This is a genomic window from Pseudoalteromonas sp. SS15 (assembly GCF_049257195.1).
Classification (GTDB): Bacteria; Pseudomonadota; Gammaproteobacteria; order Enterobacterales; family Alteromonadaceae; genus Pseudoalteromonas.
Map to the genome: position 1 here is coordinate 1 of NZ_JBMMUD010000005.1, position 19713 is coordinate 19713.

The 19713-nt window shown below is 39.2% G+C and carries 21 protein-coding genes; 14 read left to right on the plus strand and 7 right to left on the minus strand.

Features of this window, described 5'->3' with window-relative positions; translation table 11 throughout:
* Positions 1 to 666 precede the first annotated feature (666 nt).
* Positions 667 to 2085 (plus strand): alanine/glycine:cation symporter family protein, encoded by a 1419-nt coding sequence (locus tag AAEU28_RS11225; RefSeq protein WP_421964202.1) that lies wholly within the window; start codon positions 667 to 669, stop codon positions 2083 to 2085.
* 67 nt (positions 2086 to 2152) lie between these two features.
* On the opposite strand, the gene AAEU28_RS11230 is transcribed toward AAEU28_RS11225, so the two are convergent.
* Complete coding sequence (locus tag AAEU28_RS11230; RefSeq protein ID WP_138483030.1) at positions 2153 to 2578, minus strand: exonuclease III; 426 nt, start codon at positions 2576 to 2578, stop codon at positions 2153 to 2155.
* A 268-nt stretch (positions 2579 to 2846) separates the two neighbouring features.
* Between AAEU28_RS11230 and AAEU28_RS11235 the strand changes: the two genes are divergently transcribed.
* Positions 2847 to 5021 (plus strand): S9 family peptidase, encoded by a 2175-nt coding sequence (locus AAEU28_RS11235; protein ID WP_421964203.1) that lies wholly within the window; start codon positions 2847 to 2849, stop codon positions 5019 to 5021.
* 140 nt (positions 5022 to 5161) lie between these two features.
* Positions 5162 to 5332, plus strand: coding sequence for a hypothetical protein (locus AAEU28_RS11240; RefSeq protein WP_421964204.1), 171 nt, complete (start codon positions 5162 to 5164; stop codon positions 5330 to 5332).
* 52 nt (positions 5333 to 5384) lie between these two features.
* Here AAEU28_RS11240 and AAEU28_RS11245 read toward each other — a convergent pair whose 3' ends face one another.
* Complete coding sequence (locus tag AAEU28_RS11245) at positions 5385 to 6572, minus strand: alkaline phosphatase family protein (protein WP_421964205.1); 1188 nt, start codon at positions 6570 to 6572, stop codon at positions 5385 to 5387.
* A 145-nt stretch (positions 6573 to 6717) separates the two neighbouring features.
* Here AAEU28_RS11245 and AAEU28_RS11250 point away from each other — a divergent pair, with 145 nt between their 5' ends.
* Positions 6718 to 7545, plus strand: coding sequence for a DUF417 family protein (locus AAEU28_RS11250; protein WP_421964206.1), 828 nt, complete (start codon positions 6718 to 6720; stop codon positions 7543 to 7545).
* A 39-nt stretch (positions 7546 to 7584) separates the two neighbouring features.
* Here the strand turns inward: AAEU28_RS11250 and AAEU28_RS11255 are convergent, their stop codons facing one another.
* Positions 7585 to 8250 (minus strand): DUF1707 SHOCT-like domain-containing protein, encoded by a 666-nt coding sequence (locus AAEU28_RS11255; RefSeq protein ID WP_421964207.1) that lies wholly within the window; start codon positions 8248 to 8250, stop codon positions 7585 to 7587.
* A 356-nt stretch (positions 8251 to 8606) separates the two neighbouring features.
* Between AAEU28_RS11255 and xthA the strand changes: the two genes are divergently transcribed.
* From xthA to rlmA, 3 genes are read left to right on the plus strand one after another with little or no spacing between them, the layout of a single operon-like run.
* On the plus strand, positions 8607 to 9416 hold the full coding sequence (xthA, locus tag AAEU28_RS11260; RefSeq protein WP_421964208.1) for an exodeoxyribonuclease III: 810 nt from the start codon (positions 8607 to 8609) through the stop codon (positions 9414 to 9416).
* Positions 9417 to 9430: 14 nt separating this feature from the next.
* Positions 9431 to 10060, plus strand: coding sequence for an energy-coupling factor ABC transporter permease (locus AAEU28_RS11265; RefSeq protein WP_421964209.1), 630 nt, complete (start codon positions 9431 to 9433; stop codon positions 10058 to 10060).
* Positions 10057 to 10857 (plus strand): 23S rRNA (guanine(745)-N(1))-methyltransferase, encoded by an 801-nt coding sequence (gene rlmA / locus AAEU28_RS11270; RefSeq protein WP_421964210.1) that lies wholly within the window; start codon positions 10057 to 10059, stop codon positions 10855 to 10857. Before AAEU28_RS11265 ends, rlmA begins: the two co-directional genes overlap by 4 nt.
* 74 nt (positions 10858 to 10931) lie before the next feature.
* Here rlmA and yfbV read toward each other — a convergent pair whose 3' ends face one another.
* Positions 10932 to 11384, minus strand: a complete 453-nt coding sequence (gene yfbV, locus AAEU28_RS11275; RefSeq protein WP_421964211.1) for a terminus macrodomain insulation protein YfbV — start codon at positions 11382 to 11384, stop codon at positions 10932 to 10934.
* Between the two features lie 157 nt (positions 11385 to 11541).
* Between yfbV and AAEU28_RS11280 the strand changes: the two genes are divergently transcribed.
* The 7 genes from AAEU28_RS11280 to AAEU28_RS11310 all read left to right on the plus strand — a co-directional run bounded on the left by AAEU28_RS11280 (position 11542) and on the right by AAEU28_RS11310 (position 18076).
* Positions 11542 to 12741, plus strand: a complete 1200-nt coding sequence (locus AAEU28_RS11280) for an acetate kinase (RefSeq protein WP_421964212.1) — start codon at positions 11542 to 11544, stop codon at positions 12739 to 12741.
* A complete protein-coding gene (pta, locus tag AAEU28_RS11285) occupies positions 12741 to 14897 on the plus strand; it encodes a phosphate acetyltransferase (RefSeq protein WP_421964213.1) in 2157 nt (718 codons plus the stop codon). Before AAEU28_RS11280 ends, pta begins: the two co-directional genes overlap by 1 nt.
* Positions 14898 to 14998: 101 nt before the next feature.
* Positions 14999 to 15379 carry an ACT domain-containing protein gene (locus tag AAEU28_RS11290; RefSeq protein ID WP_390445990.1) on the plus strand — a complete coding sequence of 127 codons (381 nt, stop codon included), beginning with the start codon at positions 14999 to 15001 and terminating at the stop codon, positions 15377 to 15379.
* Entirely contained in the window at positions 15379 to 15888 is a 510-nt protein-coding gene (locus AAEU28_RS11295; protein ID WP_421964214.1) for a PTS glucose transporter subunit IIA, read from the plus strand. Before AAEU28_RS11290 ends, AAEU28_RS11295 begins: the two co-directional genes overlap by 1 nt.
* Before the next feature lie 9 nt (positions 15889 to 15897).
* Positions 15898 to 16242, plus strand: coding sequence for an ArsC family reductase (locus AAEU28_RS11300; protein ID WP_421964215.1), 345 nt, complete (start codon positions 15898 to 15900; stop codon positions 16240 to 16242).
* Positions 16242 to 17396, plus strand: coding sequence for a succinyl-diaminopimelate desuccinylase (dapE, locus tag AAEU28_RS11305; RefSeq protein WP_421964216.1), 1155 nt, complete (start codon positions 16242 to 16244; stop codon positions 17394 to 17396). Before AAEU28_RS11300 ends, dapE begins: the two co-directional genes overlap by 1 nt.
* Positions 17396 to 18076 carry a M15 family metallopeptidase gene (locus AAEU28_RS11310; protein ID WP_421964217.1) on the plus strand — a complete coding sequence of 227 codons (681 nt, stop codon included), beginning with the start codon at positions 17396 to 17398 and terminating at the stop codon, positions 18074 to 18076. Before dapE ends, AAEU28_RS11310 begins: the two co-directional genes overlap by 1 nt.
* 2 nt (positions 18077 to 18078) lie before the next feature.
* Here the strand turns inward: AAEU28_RS11310 and AAEU28_RS11315 are convergent, their stop codons facing one another.
* From AAEU28_RS11315 to AAEU28_RS11325, 3 genes are all read right to left on the minus strand, one after another.
* Positions 18079 to 18393, minus strand: a complete 315-nt coding sequence (locus tag AAEU28_RS11315) for a hypothetical protein (protein WP_421964218.1) — start codon at positions 18391 to 18393, stop codon at positions 18079 to 18081.
* Between the two features lie 68 nt (positions 18394 to 18461).
* Positions 18462 to 18938, minus strand: coding sequence for a GreA/GreB family elongation factor (locus AAEU28_RS11320; protein ID WP_421964219.1), 477 nt, complete (start codon positions 18936 to 18938; stop codon positions 18462 to 18464).
* A 21-nt stretch (positions 18939 to 18959) separates the two neighbouring features.
* Positions 18960 to 19412, minus strand: coding sequence for a hypothetical protein (locus tag AAEU28_RS11325; protein ID WP_421964220.1), 453 nt, complete (start codon positions 19410 to 19412; stop codon positions 18960 to 18962).
* Between the last annotated feature and the right edge of the window lie 301 nt (positions 19413 to 19713).

Below are 19713 nucleotides of genomic sequence, written 5' to 3' on the forward strand. Positions count from 1 at the left end.
CAAACTCTTCAATTAAAAGTTTTTTGTTTGAAGTAAACTTCAAACCATGCTCAATGAATTCTGATTTTGATTCTTTCGAATCGAATTGACTATGAAGTCACTCAGTTACATTTGAGACTCTAAATTTTTTGCTCCTGAATCAAGAGCTGTTAGAACTCAATCTGTACGAGTGCCCACACAGATGATTGCTTCATATTTTTAAAGAACATTCCGGTTACCGGATTGCGACTAAGCTTTTGCTTGTCGCCGCAGCCTTGCTGCGAACTAAGCTTTTGCTTGTCGCCGCAGCCTTGCTGCGAAGTGGGTCGCTATAATAACGACTTCACTTTTTATGTCAACACTTAATTTTAATCTTTTTCTTAAGAGAAAGTTTTAAGATTAAGTTTTATTTGACTAGACATCGTTTTGAGTTGCTTTTCAGCGTCTCGCCCCGTGTCAGTGGGGTCGCATTATAGGGAGAAATTAAAAGTGCGCAACCCCTTTTTAAAAGTAAATGCATTATTTTTTAAATATTTAAATATACAGAGTTACAAACCAGTTAATTACAACTTACCCACAAAACCCTGTGGATAAACCATGTTTTTGCCGCTGTTCTTTAGATTGCCTTCCTTATTTATGCTAGATTACGCCCCTCATTTATTTGTTCAATTTACTAGGCATTCAATTATGGCTGATATTTTAAACTTTATTAGTGGATTGTTATGGGGTCATGTCCTTATATATCTATTAATAGCAGCAGGTTTATTCTTTACCTTCCGTTTGGGATTCATTCAATTTAGACAGTTTCCTTATATGGTTAAGGTTATGGCTAATAGCAGACAAGGTTCTGATTCGGGCATTTCTTCATTTCAGGCTTTTTGTACTTCATTAGCTGCACGTGTTGGAACAGGTAATATGGCTGGTGTTGCTGTTGCACTCTATTTAGGTGGTGCTGGAGCAATTTTTTGGATGTGGTTAATTGCACTTATCGGTATGGCAACCAGTTTTGCCGAAAGCGCGCTTGCACAGCTATATAAAACAAAAGATGAAGATGGAAACTTCCGTGGTGGCCCTGCTTATTATATGGAGTATGGTTTAGGCAAGCGTTGGATGGGTGTGCTTTTCTCTTTATGCCTTATATTAGCATTTGGTCTTGTATTCAATGCAGTACAAGCAAACTCAATCACAGCCGCGTTCGAAGTGGCATTTGATATTCCAAAACACATTATGGGTGTTTTACTCGTTATCGGCTCTGGTTTTATTATTTTTGGTGGTTTAAAGACTATCTCTCGTTTTGCTGAGCTAGTTGTACCTTTCATGGCTTTGGCCTATCTAGCAGTTGCATTATATGTATGTGCTATCAATTTTGAGCTTTTGCCAGCTGTATTCAAGCAAATCATTTATAGTGCTTTTGGCATTGAACAAGCAGGCGCAGGTGCAATTGGTTATGCTGTCATGCAGGCAATGATCCAAGGAATTAAACGAGGACTCTTCTCTAACGAAGCTGGTATGGGTAGTGCGGCAAACGCAGCAGCTACAGCTACACCGAATCCTAACCACCCAGCATCGCAAGGTTATGTACAAATGCTTGGGGTGTTTGTTGATACTATTATCATATGTTCTGCAACTGCTGCACTTATTCTACTATCTAATCAACTAGTCCCTGAGTCTGGTGTTACTGGTATTGCCTTAACGCAAGCAGCTCTTGTTCAACATGTTGGCGAATGGGGTGCTATTTTCATTGCTATTGCCATTTTATTCTTTGCATTTACGTCTATCGTAGCTAATTACTCATATGCTGAAACAAACCTGATGTTTTTAGAACACAATCATAAACATGGCATGTTGATATTTAGATTATGTGTGCTGGGTATGGTGATGTTTGGCTCTGTTAGTGAACTGGGTTTGATTTGGACTATGGCTGATGTGTCTATGGGCATGATGGCGATTGTAAACGTAGCAGCCCTATTCATGTTATCAGGTGCTGTAATCTGGCTTTACAAAGATTACATCTCTCAGCTTAAACAAGGTAAAGTACCTGTATTCGACCCAAATAGTAATGAGAAAATTAAAGCTACATTACCTAAAGGCATATGGACTAAATAATTCATAAACATTAGAAAAGCCGTTGAAATATTCCAACGGCTTTTTTGAAATCTTTTCTAAAGCAATATTAGATTGCTGTTTTCGCAAACTCTTTTACAAATTCACGTACTGGAATATCGTTACAACGTAAGCTACGCGCTTTGTAACCAATTTCTTTAATTCCTTTTCTCGCCGCTGTCATACATAGAGACGTTTCTAAAGTTTGGTTTTTAGCAACTAATGTTACTTTTTTCTCTGAAGATGTATTCGCTTCACGCTCAGCACGTTCTGCAACTTTACGAATATCTTCGCCATTACATAATAAGCTCGGTGAGAAACGAGACACGTTTAAGCCATGTTTGCTTGCTTCTTTACGAGCTGCTGAAAAGCCTTCTGTTGAAGCAATAACACATACTTTCGTTTCTGCTGAGTTATCAGCTGACACGAATGCTGACGCTTGAGCATTCAAAGAAACAGTTAAACCAAAAGCCAAAAGTGAGATAGATTTAAGCATAATACACCTAATAAGAACGAGTTTGCGCGCATTATATAGCCACTTTTATTCTTGTAAATGCAATAAATCATTTATTTTGTACATTTAATAAACAGTTTACATTTGATTAAATGTCGTGTTCAAAGCATTTAAAACTTTATCTAATTTGTACAATTTGTTTAAAACTTAACGCATGCTTTTACTACTTTACATGTCTTTACAATCTTGGCTGGTGAGACTGTAAAATCTGAGTTAGCATCAAAAGGAATAATTTATAACAAGGATTACTATGAAACGATTTCTACCTCATGCTTTAAGCATCATTTCTTTGGCAGTATTAGCTGGCTGTAATAATGACAATAATACTCAAACTCAGCAATCAACTGCACAAGTACAAGATCAAGCTGTTGCAGCACCGATAGCCAAAAAAGTTCCACACGAAATGGAAATACACGGCCATAAACGTGTTGATAATTACTATTGGATGCGTGATGACGAGCGAAAAGATCCTGAAATCATTGCTCACTTAGAAGCCGAAAACGCTTATACTGCCGCGCAACTTAGTAACACCGAAAAGCTTCAAGAAACACTATTTGAAGAACTTAAGTCTCGGATTCAAAAAGACGATAATTCTGTACCGACCAAACGCGGTAACTATTTCTACTCTTCGGAAATGCGTGGTGATAACGAATACCCTATTTATGTTCGAAGCACTGACTTCAAAGGATCTGATAAAGTAGTCCTTCTTGACGTTAATGAACTTGCAAAAGGCCATGAATACTATAGTGCATCAGGCTTATCTGCGAGTCCAAATGACCAACTACTCGCTTATGGTGAAGACACAGTCAGTCGCAGAATTTATACTATTCAAGTTAAAGACCTAAAAACTGGCAAACTTTTAGACGATAAAATTGAAGGCGCGCAAGCGAGTGTTGTGTGGGCTAACGATAATGAACATTTCTACTATGTTAAGAAAGATCCGCAAACATTATTAGGCTATCAAGTATACCGCCATAAGTTAGGAACACCGCAATCAGCAGATGAACTGATCTACGAAGAAGCAGACAATACTTACTATACCTACATAGGTAAAACGAAAGATGGTTCAAATGTTGTCATTTACCATTCAAGTACCGAGTCTTCTGGCATGTCTTTTATAGACGCAAATGATAGTAAAGCAGAGGCCAAACGCTTTATTCCCCGTGAGAAAGGTCTTGAATATAGTGTTTCGAAACATAACGACATCTATTATATTTTAACCAATTTAAATGCGGTTAACTTCAAACTAATGCAAGTTAACGAAAAAGATTTAGGTGATAAATCTAAATGGCAAGAAGTCATTGCACACCGCCCAGCAGTTAAATTAGAAGGTATCGAACTTTTTGATAACCACCTTGTTTATCAGGAACGTAAAATGGGTCAGGTAAAAGTAATCGTTCGTTCTCTTAAAGATGGCAGTGAAAAAGCACTTAAATTTAATGATGACGCATTTGCTGCATATTTATATGGCAATAACGAATTAGACAATGACTCAATCCGTATTTATTACACCAGTATGACTACCCCAGGAACTCACTACGATTTCAACCTTGAGTCAGGTGAACCAAATATTCTCAAACAAAATAAAGTACTGGGTGATTTCAAAGTAGAAAACTACGCTTCTGAGCGTATTTTTGTTACTGCGAGAGACGGTGTAAAGGTACCTGTTTCTTTAGTTTACCGTAAAGACAAGTTCAAGAAAGATGGTACAAACCCATTATATCAATACGGTTATGGCTCTTATGGGGCAACGATGGATCCAAGCTTCTCTAGCAATCGACTTAGCTTGCTAGACCGAGGGTTTGTTTTTGCTATTGCACATATCCGTGGTTCACAAATGCTAGGCCGTCCATGGTATGAAGATGGTAAAAAGCTGACCAAGCAAAATACCTTTAATGATTTTGTAGACGTAACAAAACAGCTTGTTGAGCAAGGTTATGGCCATAAAGATCAAGTTTACGCTGTAGGTGGCAGTGCTGGCGGTCTGTTAATGGGTGCGGTGATCAACCAAGCACCTGATTTATATAAAGGCATTGCTGCACATGTTCCTTTTGTCGACGTAGTTACAACTATGCTTGATGAAAGCATTCCACTTACTACCGGTGAATATGACGAATGGGGTAACCCAAACGACAAAGCTTATTACGACTACATGCTAAGCTATTCGCCTTATGATCAAGTTAAGAAACAAGATTACCCTCATATTCTTGTAACGACTGGCCTACATGATTCTCAAGTACAGTACTTTGAGCCTGCAAAGTGGGTAGCAAAACTGCGCGACTATAAGACAAACGACAATAAGTTATTGTTTAAAGTAGATATGGAAGCGGGTCACGGTGGTGCATCAGGTCGCTTCAAACGCTTACATGATACTGCTCTAGAGTATGCATTCTTCCTAGACTTAGCAGGAAAAAATAACTTATAAATTAGTTATTCTGTAAATGTAAGGCCAGATTAACTGGTCTTACATTCTCTTACATTTGGCTACACTTCGACACACACTTTTCTGCTCATCATTGCTAAAATTAAAACATATCAAAAGTAGCTTAGGCTCAGGGAATTGTTATGTTTGCATCAGCGTATAAAAAGATTTTTAGTTTAGTTTTATGTTTTGGCTCAACCTCGGCTTTGGCTGAGCCTGTGTCTCATTTGAATAAACTAGATAAAAGTCACTCTCAATCAGCAAGCTTCAAACAAAACAATGGTGATAAAAAGTTTCCAACCAAAAAAGAGTAACCTCATGGTTACTCTTTTTATTTAAAATTTTAGTTTCCGAATTTTATTTTAATCATTCGTTTAGCGCTTTTAGAAGTGTTTCACCATTTGAATCTACATTTTGTATAAGCACTAAACCCAGTATTTTAGCTATTGTTGGGTATATTTCTAAATTACTCATTTCTTTAATTTGATAGCCCTTTTTAAAAGCAGGTCCGGTTGCTACAAACATAGCAGCCATATCATCTGTATTTGCAAATCCGTGACTACCTTTATAATCTAGTTTGCCATCAAGGCTAAAGACACTCGGGGCTTTAGTTTCTAGAATAATATCAGGGATCCTCGGAGTGCCATAGTAATGACGTTGCTTTAAAATCGTATCATCTAGCACTGCATAGCGGTTGTTCGAAATAAGACGGAGTTTTTGTTTTGCAACATTTATATCTTCAATTGAAGTATTATTCGCATAAATAAGTACTCTTGGACCTGTATTTTTCACCGTCCAAGCTTTTGGAATATTCAGGCTGTTAATCGAGATTGTTTTGTCTTCTTTCAATGAAGACATACCATGGTCTGCCACCAGCACTAAGTTCACATCATGAGGCAACTTTTTTAAGCGCTCATTAAACTGCCCGATTAGCTTATCCATTGTTTGCACGGCATCATAGACTTCTTTGCTATCAGGTCCAAAGTCATGACCCATACTATCGACTAATGAAAAATACCCTGCAACAAAACTTGGTCTTTGTTCCTTTGGTAACTTTAACCACTCAACCATTTGGTCGATACGCGTTTGGTAATCACTATGTTTAGAGTAATGATAGTAATAGTCAGGGGTCATGCCATTAAAACGCGCATCAGATTCAGGCCAGAAATAGGCAGCTGATTTAAGCCCTTGCATTTTTGCTAGATTCCATAAAGGTATACCATTGAGCCAAGTACTATCACCTTGCCCTTTACCCATCTTATAACAATCACCTCTTTGTTTATCACAGAACTTATTGTCGATAATACCGTGATTGACCGGTAGTAAGCCGGTAATTATGGATATATGATTTGGAAAGGTTTTACTTGGATATACAGGCCACATTTTAGTGGCTCGAACACCGCTATCAGCGATGCGTTTAATATTTTGAGCGTTATGTTTTTCAATATAATCCCACCGAAAACCATCAAGTGAGATAAGAACGACAGTTTGTTGCTTAGCGATACTGGGTATGGCTATAAGCAATAAGACACAATAAAAAAGTGTTTTGATCATTTAAAATTCCCGTGTTTAAGTGCGGTGTTATTTTGGTTGCTTAAAATGACAAAAGAAACAGTTTTCGATAAAAGATATTTATAAAATGAAAGAAATTTTCTTTATCTCGGTCTTATTGCGTATTCCCAATTAAAAAGGTTGTTAAATGAAAAAGTTGTATTGCAGTACCAAGGTGGCGCTTTTACTCGTTGGATTATCAAGTTTATTGATGAGCACGAGTATGTTACTGATGGGTAGTCATAGGCATATCGAAAAAACAGTCAATTTTTTTGGCTTAAACTCATTCCTAAGTTATGAAATTGCTAATATATTGGCTGCTTTATGCTTTTCTTTACTTGCTGTATTTTCGATACTTTCTATGTACTTTGAAAAAGCAAAACCGACTTTAGCATCTTTACTCATTATTGTGTCTGTAGTGCCTTTACTAAGCCTTTTTTCAACGGGTATGTGGATTGAAAGCATGGGCGGGTTTCCTGTCATCGGAGCAGGCCAAGGCGTCATTAAGTATTTTGCGTTACTTTCAATTGGCATCTGTCTACTTAACCCAAACCTTTCTAATCATGTAATGCAGTGGATAGCGATATTCCCAGTTTTGGTGGTACTCGTTTGGATCGGAGGTATGAAGTTTACCTTGATAGAAGCACAAGGGATCGAAGACTTACTGCAAACTTCACCATTTATGTCTTGGATGTATGCTGTTTGGGATTTACAAACTGCCTCGAATTTAATTGGTGTTTATGATTTGTTAGCTGTCGCACTTTTAATTGCAGCCATATATAACAAAAAAGTACTTTGGATTGGCGTGTTAATGTCACTTGCAGTTTTTGTCATGACACAAACATTTTTAGCTACAACCCCGGGGGCCGTTTCTTCATCGACAATTTTGTCCACGACAGGTCACTTTTTAATAAAAGACTTGTGGTTTATCGCGAATTTGATTTTCTTCTTAAAATTTACTGATCAAAAAGCATAATAAAAAGGGCATGTTTAAGCGTGCCCTTTTGAACCCTGTTTATTTATATTTACCATAACTGCCATCATCAAATAATGATTTGAGTTCATTGGCAAAGCTCACAAATTTTTCTTTAATTGTGCGCTTAATTTCAACGTCAACTGAGCCTAACCACAGTTTGCCTTTAACCTTTATAGTCGGTGCTTGTTTTGGCGCAATAGATGGCGCTTTATTTTCTACATTACCTAGAATACAAAACGCCTCACAGATCACATTTACGCCTTCGGGGATTAAAATTTTCTCTGAGCCAAGTACACAGTTTACGTTGACGGTGACTTCTTGATGTTCGAATACCGCGTCAGAAAAATCTAATGTTGTAGAACCTAAAACATTTAGTAAGTTTATCTCTTTAGGCACCGCCCATTTACCAGTTCGCGAACTGTTTCCTAAAACCGTTTTAATATCTAGCTTGTCACCTGCAGACTTTTGTCCGTAATTAATATTTAAGCTCGCATCTTTTTGCGCCGTATATTTCTCGTCAGCTTGCATAGTAAGATCTGCTGTTAAGGCGACGATTTCAGCATGAACTTGTGTACTCATTGCTTTGTCTAAACGTCTTTCAAATGCCTCTGCGGAAATAACACCATGGCTATAGTTATAAATTAGGTTATCTATTACTTCTTCTCTGACTTGTTCAATAGGTCTATCTTCTAATACGACGCTCATGTTATTTCCCTACTATGTAATACCAATCTGCAGTAACACTTAATTAAGCTGATTGATATAAGTGAGTGACTGGTTCAACTTAAGCATTCAATAAGTTGTACCATTAAAATTGCATTTTTTAAATTTAAAGCAATAACCGAACCAGAAATAAAGTCATTAAAATTCAATGTACTAATTCAGTTAGCATTTCTAGCTAGGTTACTTTCTCACCAAAATTTGAGTGTATTGACTAATAAATAACATATCTCCCAAATCGAAAAAGGTGATAGATAATTTAAATTGCTATCTCGGGCTTTCGCAACTCCCTTTCAATGTTAAAATGGTACATAAATTACATAGAACTATAAGCGCAAATTATGAAAGTAATCTCATTTAACATTAATGGCCTTCGTGCTCGTCTTCATCAATTGCAAGCATTAATCGACAAACATCAACCGGACGTAATTGGTTTACAGGAAATTAAAGTTCACGATGAAGCGTTTCCGGTTGAAGATGTAGAAGCTATGGGCTACCACGTTTATTTCCATGGTCAAAAGGCGCATTATGGTGTCGCATTGATGTCGAAGAAACCAGCTAAATCAATCAAAAAAGGGTTTTCGACTGATACAGAAGAGTCTCAAAAGCGTATGATTTCAGGTGTATTTGAGAATGATAAAGGTGAAGATGTGATCATTCATAATGGCTACTTCCCTCAAGGTGATAACATAAACCATGAAACCAAATTCCCATACAAGCGTCAGTTTTATAAAGACTTAATGACACACTTAAATGAAAATCACACGCCTGAAGAAAATGTCATTGTAATGGGTGATATCAATATCTCACCGGTTGATTTAGATATCGGTATTGGTGAGCCAAATAAGAAACGTTGGCTTAAAACGGGCAAGTGTTCATTCCAACCCGAAGAGCGCGAATGGCTTGCGACGTTAATGGATTGGGGATTTAAAGATACTTTCCGCGAATTAACACCAGAAAAAACAGAACGTTACTCGTGGTTCGACTATCGTTCAAAAGGCTTTGATGATAACCGAGGCCTTCGCATTGACGTAGTGTTAGCTACTGAATCATTGATGGCCAAATGTGTAGAAAGTGAAATCGATTACGAATTAAGAGGTATCGAGAAGCCTTCTGATCACGCGCCTATTTGGGCTGAGTTTAAATTTTAATTAGAACTCACTCTATGTTACTGACCCCGCTTGTTACCTTAATCATATTCGCACTTACAATCGATAAGCGCGAATATATAACGCTTTGGCAAAAGCCTATCCGACAAACTGGTGTACTTGCTTGCTCGGTTGTGTTGGCGCTACTTTGGCAAATCAAAGCGGGGATTTTGCCCTATTTAAATATCCATATATTGGGAATAACCGCAATTACTTTAGTGCTTGGTTGGCGGTTAGCAAGTTTAAGTGCCCTACTTACCAGTCTCTTACTACTTGTGTTTGGCAGCATTCAATCTTCTGAATTTGCCGAGTTTTATCTTTTTACTGCACTTCTGCCTATACTGGTTAGTTACGGCCTATTTGTATTTTGCTACAGCAAGCTACCAAGACATTTCTTTGTTTATATTTTTGTCTGTGCATTTTTATGCGCTGGCTGCATTGGCGCCTTCAAAATATTGTCGTCAGGTGCTTATTACTGGCTAATTGATGCATACACATTCCAACAGTTATTAGATAACTATTTGTTTTATGCAACGCTGATTTGGTTTCCCGAAGCCATGTTGAATGGTATGGCAATCACTTTACTTATTACTTATAAACCCCACTGGGTTAAAACCTTTTATGATAAGGAATACTTAGATAAATGACGCTAATTTATCACTGTCCGCTTTGTCAGGCTCCGTTAAATAAAACGGGTAATAGCATGTCGTGCGAGAAAAAACACCAATTCGATTTCGCTAAAGAAGGCTATGTTAATTTACTGCCTGTGCAGAACAAAAAATCAAAGCAACCCGGTGATAACTTAGACATGGTTCAAGCACGTCGTGCGTTTTTTGCAACCGACCACTACCATTTTTTAAGACAAGAAATCGCTAATTTAATTGCCCTATCTTCTCCTAGAACACTACTCGATTTAGGCTGTGGCGAAGGGTTTTATACGCATTTATTTGCCAATGAATTACCTGAATGTGCTGTATACGGGCTAGATATTTCAAAATCAGCCGTTAAGTATGCTGCTAAGCGATATAAAAAGGCTAATTTTAGTGTTGCTTCTGCTAAACAAGCGCCATTTGAAAATGAAAGTATGGACTGTGTTGTTACCGTATTCGCCCCCGTTTTTGAACAAGAATTACAAAGGCTGGTGAAGAAAACGGGTAAAGTAATTTTAGTAAACCCAGGCCCTAGACATTTATTTGAGCTTAAATCGTTAATTTACCCTGAAGTGAACTTACATACACATCCAGATACCCCTGCAGGGTTTGAATTAGTCCAACATCATGAGCTAGAGAAACAAGTTGAGATTAAAACGGAAATTATTGAGCACTTGATACAAATGACACCATTTGCTTGGAAATTTAAAGAAAGTCACTATGAAGCTTTAAAGGAAAAACAGAGTCACTCGATTACCCTATCTTTTTATTTAAGCGAATATCAGAAGGTGTGAACAATTCTGTGAAATTCGAGTCCTGTTAATTAAAAGACTTGTTTTGAAAAATTTGTATAACTAAAAAGAGCAGTTTAAAACTGCTCTTTCGTGAATGCCTTATCCATTTTCTCAAACATGTCTTTTAAAAGCTTTGCCAAAGTTCGATAAGTTGGTCTTCGAGATTGTAATTGCATGGGTGCATCATAACCATTGGCCACCATCTTATTAAACAATTCTTGATACCAAGTGTTTAGTGATGGATTAAGCGGCGTATCAGCACGTTTCCCCAGCCAAAGTAAACCTTGAGCAGGCAAAGATAAAAAGAAAAACGCAATGGCTAAAGATTGAGGTACATACTGATTTCCCAGCCAATTGGTTTGTAGTACTAACGTTATCACAGCAAGTAAAGGCATAACACTGATGGCAAGTTCAGTGGCTTTAATGACTCTAAATTCTGCAAAAATAGGCGCAAGCTCTTTGCGCATAGGCCATTCTTTGGCGTACTGTCGTCCAAGTTGCATTTGAGAAATGAGACTTTTTTGCATTAGGACTCCTACTAGAAGCTAACTATTCGGTCAAAATTGGGGTAAAATAATCAGTTAACACTGTCTATTATACCTTTGTATTACTGCGTAGCTTAAACCGCGACTTCGCTTTAAGCTTAATACGCATTTACTGTTATTGTCAAAATTGGAAATGCATATGCCCTCATCTCATGTACTGGTTTTAAATTGCGGAAGCTCTAGTTTAAAGTTTGCCATCATCGACACTGTGTCGGGTGACGAGCTTCTTTCAGGTCTTGCCGAACGTTTAGGCGAGCAAGATCCGCAAATCAAGTACAAGTTTAATGGTGACAAGCAACTTATCGCGCTATCACCAAACGATGCTCATCAAACTGCAATTGCAAAGTTAGTTGAACTAGTAAAGCAATTACAATTAGATTCAAGCCTCATTGCCGTTGGACACCGTGTTGTTCATGGTGGTGAGCACTTCACTAAATCTGCTTTAATCACACCAGATGTGATAGAAGCTATCACCAAGACTTCTTCACTTGCGCCACTGCATAACCCTGCTAACTTGCTTGGCATCGAAGCGGCGCAATCTGCATTTTCTCATTTACCGCAAATTGCTGTGTTTGATACCGCATTCCATCAAAGCATGTCGCCAGAAGCTTTCTTATATGCGCTGCCTTATACGCTTTACAAACAACATGGGATCAGACGCTATGGTTTCCATGGTACCAGTCATGCTTTTGTATCGGCAGAAGCTATCAAGACCTTAAACCTTGAAGAAACAAACTCTAAGGTCATCAGCGCGCATTTAGGTAATGGCTGCTCGGTTACGGCTATCAAAAATGGTAAATCGGTAGATACCAGTATGGGTATGACGCCGCTTGAAGGTTTAGTCATGGGCACCCGCAGTGGCGATATTGACCCAGGCATTTTCAACTACCTGACTGAGCAACTGAATTACTCAGCAAAGCAAATCGATACGCTTTTAAATAAAGAAAGTGGATTATTAGGCATTAGTGAACTTTCGAACGATTGTAGAACCATTGAAGAGTCTGCGGCTGACGGGCATCAGCAAGCAGCACTTGCATTAGATATTTTCTGTTATCGTTTAGCAAAACAAATTGCTGCGTTTGTAGTGCCTTTAGGTGGCTTAGATGCATTGATTTTTACAGGGGGCATTGGTGAAAATTCAGATGTTATACGCGCTAAGGTTGTTGCACATTTATCTTTCTTAGGTTTAGAAATCGACAATGATAACAACCTTGCAGCACGCTTTGGTTCTGAAGGTGTGATCACAAAGCAAACATCGCCATGTGCCATTGTGGTGCCTACCAATGAAGAATGGATGATTGCCAACGATGCAGCAAACATTGCACAGGAGCAAAAATAATGAGTCGTAGGATTATGTTAATCCCCATCTCTACTGGGGTTGGTTTAACGTCTGTCTCTGTTGGTCTTGTGCGTGCGCTTGAGCAAAAAGCGGTCAAAGTAAACTTCTTTAAACCCATTGCGCAACCTCGTAAAGATGATATAGGCCCTGAGAAATCGACGGTTATTGTGCAGCAAGGTTCAACCATTCAGCCTCCAATGCCGTTTGAACTTAGCTATGCTGAGCAAATGATTGGGGATGGTAAAGGCAATGATCTACTAGAAGAAATCGTTGAACGCTTCGAAAGTGCCATCAGTGATGATGAAGTTGCGATTATCGAAGGTATGGTTCCTACTCGTCTACAGCCTTATGCAGGTCGTGTTAACCGTGAAATCGCGCAAACGCTTGGTGCTGATATCGTATTTGTATTAACCCCAGGTAATGACACGAACGAGCAGTTAGAAGATAGGTTAGAAATTGCCTCAGGTAACTACGGCGGCATAGATCACAGTCGTGTACTGGGTTGTATTTTCAACAAAGTAAATGCTCCGCTTGATGAAGAAGGCCGCGCGCGTGCTGATTTAGTTGACCAGCATGAACCTGAAGAACTTGAAAATGAAATGAACCGTCTGGCGTCATTGCCTATTTTCAGAAAACACCCGTTTATGTTGCTTGGCGCAATTCCATGGGACTTCGACTTAGTTGCGCCACGTGTAGCAGACTTAAGTGATTACCTAAAAGCCGAAGTGATCAATGCCGGTGACATGGCCCACCGACGTTTACGCCGTGTCACCTTTTGTGCCCGAACGGTTTCAAATATCCTGAATCACTTTACCCCGGGTGCGCTACTGGTTACACCTGGAGACCGCTCTGATGTGTTAGTGGCAGCGTGTTTGTCCGCTATGAATGGTACCAAATTAGGTGCGATTTTATTAACGGGTGGCTTCAAACCTGAACCGCGCATCATGACTTTATGTGAACAGGCGATGGAAACAGGTCTGCCGATTCTAGCCACTGAAGCCGATACGTGGCGTACCTCATTGTTACTTCACAACTTTAATATGGAAGTACCAAGTGACGACGAACAGCGTATTGAAAAAGTAAAAGAGCATAATGCTGCGAACATCGACTCAGATTGGTTAGATACTTTAGCCAAAGACGTTGCGAAAACACGCAAGCTTTCTCCTCCTGCATTTAGATTCTTGTTGACCGATTTAGCACGTCAAGCAAAGAAAACCATTGTGCTTCCTGAGGGCAATGAACCTCGCACTATCAAAGCTGCTGCAATTTGTGGTGAACGTGGCATTGCCAAAACTGTACTATTGGGTGAAAGAGAAGAAATCGAACGTATTGCGCTTCAACAAGGTGTAGAGCTCAACGAAAACGTTATTATTAAAGATCCGAATGAGATCCAAGATAATTATGTTGCACCTATGGTTGAACTGCGTAAAAACAAAGGTCTTACCCCTGTGGTTGCTAAAGAGCAACTGCAAGACAACGTGGTATTAGGCACTATGATGCTCGCTGAAGACGAAGTCGATGGCCTTGTATCTGGTGCGGTGAATACCACAGCGAATACTATCCGCCCTCCTCTGCAGCTCATTAAAACTGCGCCGGGTTCATCTTTAGTGAGCTCTGTGTTCTTTATGTTACTACCTGATCAAGTATTGGTTTATGGCGACTGTGCGATTAACCCAGACCCAACTGCTGAGCAACTTGCCGATATCGCCATTCAGTCAGCTGACTCTGCTGCGGCCTTTGGTATTGAGCCGCGAGTTGCCATGATCAGCTACTCTACGGGTGAGTCTGGCCATGGTGCGGATGTAGATAAAGTACGTGAAGCCACTAAAATTGCTCAGCAAAAACGTCCAGATCTTGAAATTGATGGCCCACTACAGTACGACGCAGCGATTATGGAAAATGTAGCGCGCAAAAAAGCACCAAACAGTAAAGTTGCAGGTAAAGCAACGGTGTTTGTATTCCCTGACCTAAATACTGGCAACACAACTTACAAAGCAGTACAAAGAAGTGCTGAGCTGGTAAGTATTGGTCCTATGCTGCAAGGTATGCGCAAACCTGTGAACGACTTAAGCCGCGGTGCACTGGTAGAAGATATCGTTTATACCATTGCGCTTACGGCTATTCAGTCTAAGCAATTAGCAGATCAAACAAACTAACTCTGTTTGTGCAATTATAAAACTTAGCTAAGTGTTGAGGGTTTAACTTTTTAACACTTAGCTATACTATAAGACATATAGCCCAATAAACATAAGCGACTATGTCAAAGCAAACATTACAATTGTTAAAACAGGATTTTTCAATACATAGCCTTGACGTTGACCAAACAATTCCTAACCAAGTGTTAGCGTGTGATATTTTCTTTATTTCTAAAACACTTGAAGAACTCTCTATTGTTTGCCCTTCAGATATTGAAATTGATAGTTTTGCCACTGAAGCACATTGGCGAGCATTAGAAGTGATAGGTCCACTTGGTTTTTCTTTAACAGGGATCATGGCCAATATATCTGGTGTTTTAGCCAATGCTAAAATCTCAATTTTTGCCATTTCCACCTATGACACCGACTATGTTTTAGTCAAAGAACAACAAATTCAAGACGCAATTAATGCGCTGAAAAAAGACGGATACACGGTTCTTTAATGCAGTTTTCTCAATCAGTTCCTTTTGCACCTATCAATGAAATTGTTGACCCAGTTTTACATCTCGCCAGTCCGTTCAGCGGCAAAGTACAGTCTTTAAAACAGCACCCGCTTGCCCTATTTTCTTCTGGCATGATTGGAAGAGGCGTGACTGTAGAGTTGACCCAAGGAAAAGTTACCGCACCATTTGACGGTAAAATTGAACAAGTTAAACGCCATGGCTATGAGATTATACTGGTTGCAAAAAATGGCTTGAAGTTACTCATTCATATTCAGCCACCTTCAGAGCAAGCCAATACAAGTTTGCAAATAACCAGTGCCTTTGGCAAAAAAGAAGTCAAGCAAGGTGAATTACTTGCTTACTTCGAAACCACGCATCTAGACAAGCCATTGCTCGGCAGTTTGCTTATTGTTAATGCAGATAAATTAGGTCCTTGCTTTTACCCGCTGAAGCAAGTGCGAGCAGGGCTAGACCCACTTATTACAATTACTCAAAACCAGAATATTTAAGAGGCTCTTATGATCACTATGTATGGCATTCCGAACTGTGACACCATTAAAAAAGCAAAAAAATACCTTAGTGACAATAATATTGAATTTACTTTTCATGATTACCGTAAAGATGGCGTTTCAGAAGAGTTAGTTGCTGAATTTTGCAAAAACTTAGGCTGGGAGCAAGTATTAAACAAACGCGGAACAACCTACCGTGCTTTATCAGATGATGAAAAAAGCAACCTATCTGAGGCATCTGCCATTACTCATTTAGTTGCGGCGCCAGCGATGATCAAACGCCCTATTCTAGAGGTCAATGGTCAACTACATCTTGGTTTTAAAGCAGCCCAGTACGATGAGATTTTCGCTTAATGAGCAATCACAATAATACACCTCAACATTCTGAGGTTGTCTCATTAGCCCAAGCATTGATCCAAAAAAAATCAGTGACACCTGAAGATGCTAACTGCCAAGACTTAATGAACGAGCGCTTAGCTAAACTTGGTTTTAACATTGAAGAGCATTTTTTTGTCGATACATTAAATACTTGGGCAAGGAAAGGCACTGATAGCCCGCATTTTTGCTTTGCAGGCCACACTGATGTTGTGCCTACAGGCGATGAGAATGAATGGCAACATCCGCCTTTTGATGGCGTCATTGAAAATGGCATATTACATGGCCGTGGTGCCGCTGACATGAAAGGGTCACTGGCGGCTATGGTGGTTGCCACTGAGCGGTTTGTAGCAAAGCACCCTGATCATAAAGGCTCTATTTCGTTTCTAATTACATCGGATGAAGAAGGCCCATTCATTAATGGCACAACAAAGGTAGTCGATCTACTTGAAGCCAGAAATGAAAAAATCGATATGTGTTTGGTCGGTGAGCCTTCTTCACGTGACCGACTGGGTGATGTAGTCAAAAATGGCCGTCGAGGTTCTTTAACAGGACATTTAACTGTAAAAGGCAAACAAGGCCACGTTGCATATCCTCACTTAGCGCATAACCCCATTCATGCGGTGTCTCCTGCTTTGGCAGAGCTGAGTCAAACTGAATGGGATAAGGGCAATGCGTTTTTCCCGGCAACTAGTTTTCAAATATCAAACATTCAAGGCGGTACTGGCGCATCAAACGTCATCCCTGGCAGTGTGTATGTGCAGTTCAATTTTCGTTTTTCAACAGAATCAACGGTTGAACAGCTTCAACAACGCGCAATCGCAATTCTAGATAAATTCGGCTTAGAGTACGACTTAAACTGGATTGTAAATGGCCTACCATTTTTAACTGAGCCTGGTGAATTGCTTGATGTGACGTTGGCTGCCATCGAAGAAGTAACCGGTTTGCCGAGTACACCAGAAACAACTGGCGGCACATCCGATGGTCGTTTTATTGCGCAAACGGGCTGTAAAGTCATAGAGCTCGGGCCAATTAATGCAACCATACATCAAGTTGATGAACACGTTAGCTGTGATGATTTAGACCAACTGGCTTTAATTTACGAGAAGATACTCGAGAAGTTACTTAGCTAATGACTTTATCTGATATGGCCGCTTGCGCTTGCGGCCTTTCTGAAGCGCATTTGACCGAATACAAAGGCAAACAACTTCATCAAGAGATCGTCGATGATTTTCGAGCTTTAGAAGTAGCCGCTAAGCATGCAGGATTTGATTTAGAAATTGCATCTGCTTATCGAAGTTTTGAACGCCAATCTCTTATCTGGAATAACAAGTTTTCAGGTAAGCGCCCTATTTTAAATGCGAATAACGAACCTGTTGACATTGCTAACCTCTCAGAAATCGAGATTATACAAGCTATTATGCTTTACTCGGCAATGCCTGGAGCGAGCAGGCATCACTTCGGTACTGACCTAGATGTGTTTGCACCTAACCTATTAAAGCTTGGTCAAACATTGCAGCTTGAACCGTGGGAGTATCAATTTGACGGGCCATTTTATACACTTAATACCTGGTTAGACGAGAACCTTTCTAAGTTTGGCTTTTATCGTCCCTACGAAGAGTTTAGAGGTGGTGTAGCTGAAGAACCTTGGCATATAAGCCACATATCATGCAGTAAAGATTTGTTTGAATATCAGAATATTGAAAATATCAATCAAGCTCTAAAAGCATCAAATGTACTTGGCCACAATATACTTATTGAAAATATGCCTAGCCTGTATGAGCGTTTCGTGAGTAATGTTTGCGAGTTATAAACCTAACTCGCATTTCCCTCAATTAATGTAAGTAAGTGCTTAAAAAACTCTTCTTTTCCAAAGATTTTAAACCCTGTTTCACTTAACACTAAGCGCATCTGAACCCTACTCTTCGACTTCAAATAGCTAAACCTAACTTCGTTTTGAGCATAAACATGGCAGTGTATCTTAAGCGGGCTTTCTCCCATAACCTCTATATGCGTATCTCGCTGTAAGTCATTTAACTTAGAGCAAATTGGCACCAAACCATGAGAGTTTAGCAATTCGCATAAAAAGTCTAATTGCTCGTTTGCTTTTGGGGTAATTTCCGATGACATAATTAATAAGCTTAAGAGTACATTGCTTAATATTAAACCACAGATTTAAATTGGTGTTTTGATATTAATTAAAGAATTCTTGTGATTTCGAATTCCTGTGTTGCGCCATGCATAGTCCATTCAAATTCATCATGCACTTTTTTATTCATGAGCACCTTACCAAGTGGTGATGCGGGTGTGATTGTCCAAACGACTGTGCTTTTTATATCTAGTTTCAAACCACCTTCTGTTGGCCCAATAAAGTACCAATACAAGTCACCCGCTTCATTCTCGCAACTAATTAAACTGCCAATGACAATCGATTCAGAAGGACACAACTCATAAATCTCATTAAAAGCTTTAATTGCTTTGTGCGCGTCGTCTACACGCTCACTCTGGCCCTGTGCTAGATAGGCTGATTCAATACTCAGAGAATCATATTGCGTTTCTGCTGCACTTTGTTCGTGCGTTGCATCTTCTCTCGCAGAATTTGCCGCTTGTACTGCCTCTTGAAGTTTTGCTTCAAGTGCAAATTTTAAATGTTCGATGAAATGCTGTTTGTTCATATTATTTTACTGCTTAAATACTCAACTCATTGGTAATGTAAGGCTAATTTGCTTTACAACGTCATCAATCGAATAATCAATAACGATTTGCCAGACCATATCGTCGGTGTCACATGCGCCAACAATACCCTGTGTTATGTATGTGTCTTTATTTGATTGTGAAAAGAATAGTGGGATATAGCCCATATTCATTGACTTACCATTAATTTTGGCACCTTTAATCTCAAAGGGCCTACCCTGTTCTACTCGAAGACGAATTAAAAACTCAGATTCTGCTTGTATCTTCAAATTATCATCGACCCAAAGCATGACCCCATCCGCTAAATGACAGGTTGAAATGTCGACGCAGTTTTCAGGAGGAAGATAACTTTCACTTTTTTCTGAACTTTCATGTATAATTGTATTTGAGTCTGAACAAGCGATTGCTAACAGGCTCGAAACCAATATAAAGAAGTGATGAAAAGTCTTTGTCATACTAGTTTTAGGTTGGATTTTAAAAGGCAAGTCTAAGCTTTTCTAAAATTGAACGCTACTAGAAGCCGTCATTATTTGCGATCACTGCAAAAAATTGATTGATGTCATGATTTCACTTCTTTTAGGTATCTTTTTTTTTGCAAAAAAATTACTATTACCATGCAAAAAAAAGGGTTTCTCAAGCTTGTTTTTTAAGCGTTTTTATCAAATTTCAAACGTTTTCATGACGAGTTTGTGAAATAAATAATAGGGCCTGCTTGCAGGTAATTCATTTCTAATCGCAACAATTGCAGCGGAATCC

Bases quoted from the DNA above. Each gene is read 5' to 3' on its own strand.
- AAEU28_RS11225 (WP_421964202.1), top strand. From the start codon at position 667: ATGGCTGATATTTTAAACTTTATTAGTGGATTGTTATGGGGTCATGTC.
- AAEU28_RS11230 (WP_138483030.1), bottom strand. From the start codon at position 2,578: ATGCTTAAATCTATCTCACTTTTGGCTTTTGGTTTAACTGTTTCTTTG.
- AAEU28_RS11235 (WP_421964203.1), top strand. From the start codon at position 2,847: ATGAAACGATTTCTACCTCATGCTTTAAGCATCATTTCTTTGGCAGTA.
- AAEU28_RS11240 (WP_421964204.1), top strand. From the start codon at position 5,162: ATGTTTGCATCAGCGTATAAAAAGATTTTTAGTTTAGTTTTATGTTTT.
- AAEU28_RS11245 (WP_421964205.1), bottom strand. From the start codon at position 6,572: ATGATCAAAACACTTTTTTATTGTGTCTTATTGCTTATAGCCATACCC.
- AAEU28_RS11250 (WP_421964206.1), top strand. From the start codon at position 6,718: ATGAAAAAGTTGTATTGCAGTACCAAGGTGGCGCTTTTACTCGTTGGA.
- AAEU28_RS11255 (WP_421964207.1), bottom strand. From the start codon at position 8,250: ATGAGCGTCGTATTAGAAGATAGACCTATTGAACAAGTCAGAGAAGAA.
- xthA (WP_421964208.1), top strand. From the start codon at position 8,607: ATGAAAGTAATCTCATTTAACATTAATGGCCTTCGTGCTCGTCTTCAT.
- AAEU28_RS11265 (WP_421964209.1), top strand. From the start codon at position 9,431: ATGTTACTGACCCCGCTTGTTACCTTAATCATATTCGCACTTACAATC.
- rlmA (WP_421964210.1), top strand. From the start codon at position 10,057: ATGACGCTAATTTATCACTGTCCGCTTTGTCAGGCTCCGTTAAATAAA.
- yfbV (WP_421964211.1), bottom strand. From the start codon at position 11,384: ATGCAAAAAAGTCTCATTTCTCAAATGCAACTTGGACGACAGTACGCC.
- AAEU28_RS11280 (WP_421964212.1), top strand. From the start codon at position 11,542: ATGCCCTCATCTCATGTACTGGTTTTAAATTGCGGAAGCTCTAGTTTA.
- pta (WP_421964213.1), top strand. From the start codon at position 12,741: ATGAGTCGTAGGATTATGTTAATCCCCATCTCTACTGGGGTTGGTTTA.
- AAEU28_RS11290 (WP_390445990.1), top strand. From the start codon at position 14,999: ATGTCAAAGCAAACATTACAATTGTTAAAACAGGATTTTTCAATACAT.
- AAEU28_RS11295 (WP_421964214.1), top strand. From the start codon at position 15,379: ATGCAGTTTTCTCAATCAGTTCCTTTTGCACCTATCAATGAAATTGTT.
- AAEU28_RS11300 (WP_421964215.1), top strand. From the start codon at position 15,898: ATGATCACTATGTATGGCATTCCGAACTGTGACACCATTAAAAAAGCA.
- dapE (WP_421964216.1), top strand. From the start codon at position 16,242: ATGAGCAATCACAATAATACACCTCAACATTCTGAGGTTGTCTCATTA.
- AAEU28_RS11310 (WP_421964217.1), top strand. From the start codon at position 17,396: ATGACTTTATCTGATATGGCCGCTTGCGCTTGCGGCCTTTCTGAAGCG.
- AAEU28_RS11315 (WP_421964218.1), bottom strand. From the start codon at position 18,393: ATGTCATCGGAAATTACCCCAAAAGCAAACGAGCAATTAGACTTTTTA.
- AAEU28_RS11320 (WP_421964219.1), bottom strand. From the start codon at position 18,938: ATGAACAAACAGCATTTCATCGAACATTTAAAATTTGCACTTGAAGCA.
- AAEU28_RS11325 (WP_421964220.1), bottom strand. From the start codon at position 19,412: ATGACAAAGACTTTTCATCACTTCTTTATATTGGTTTCGAGCCTGTTA.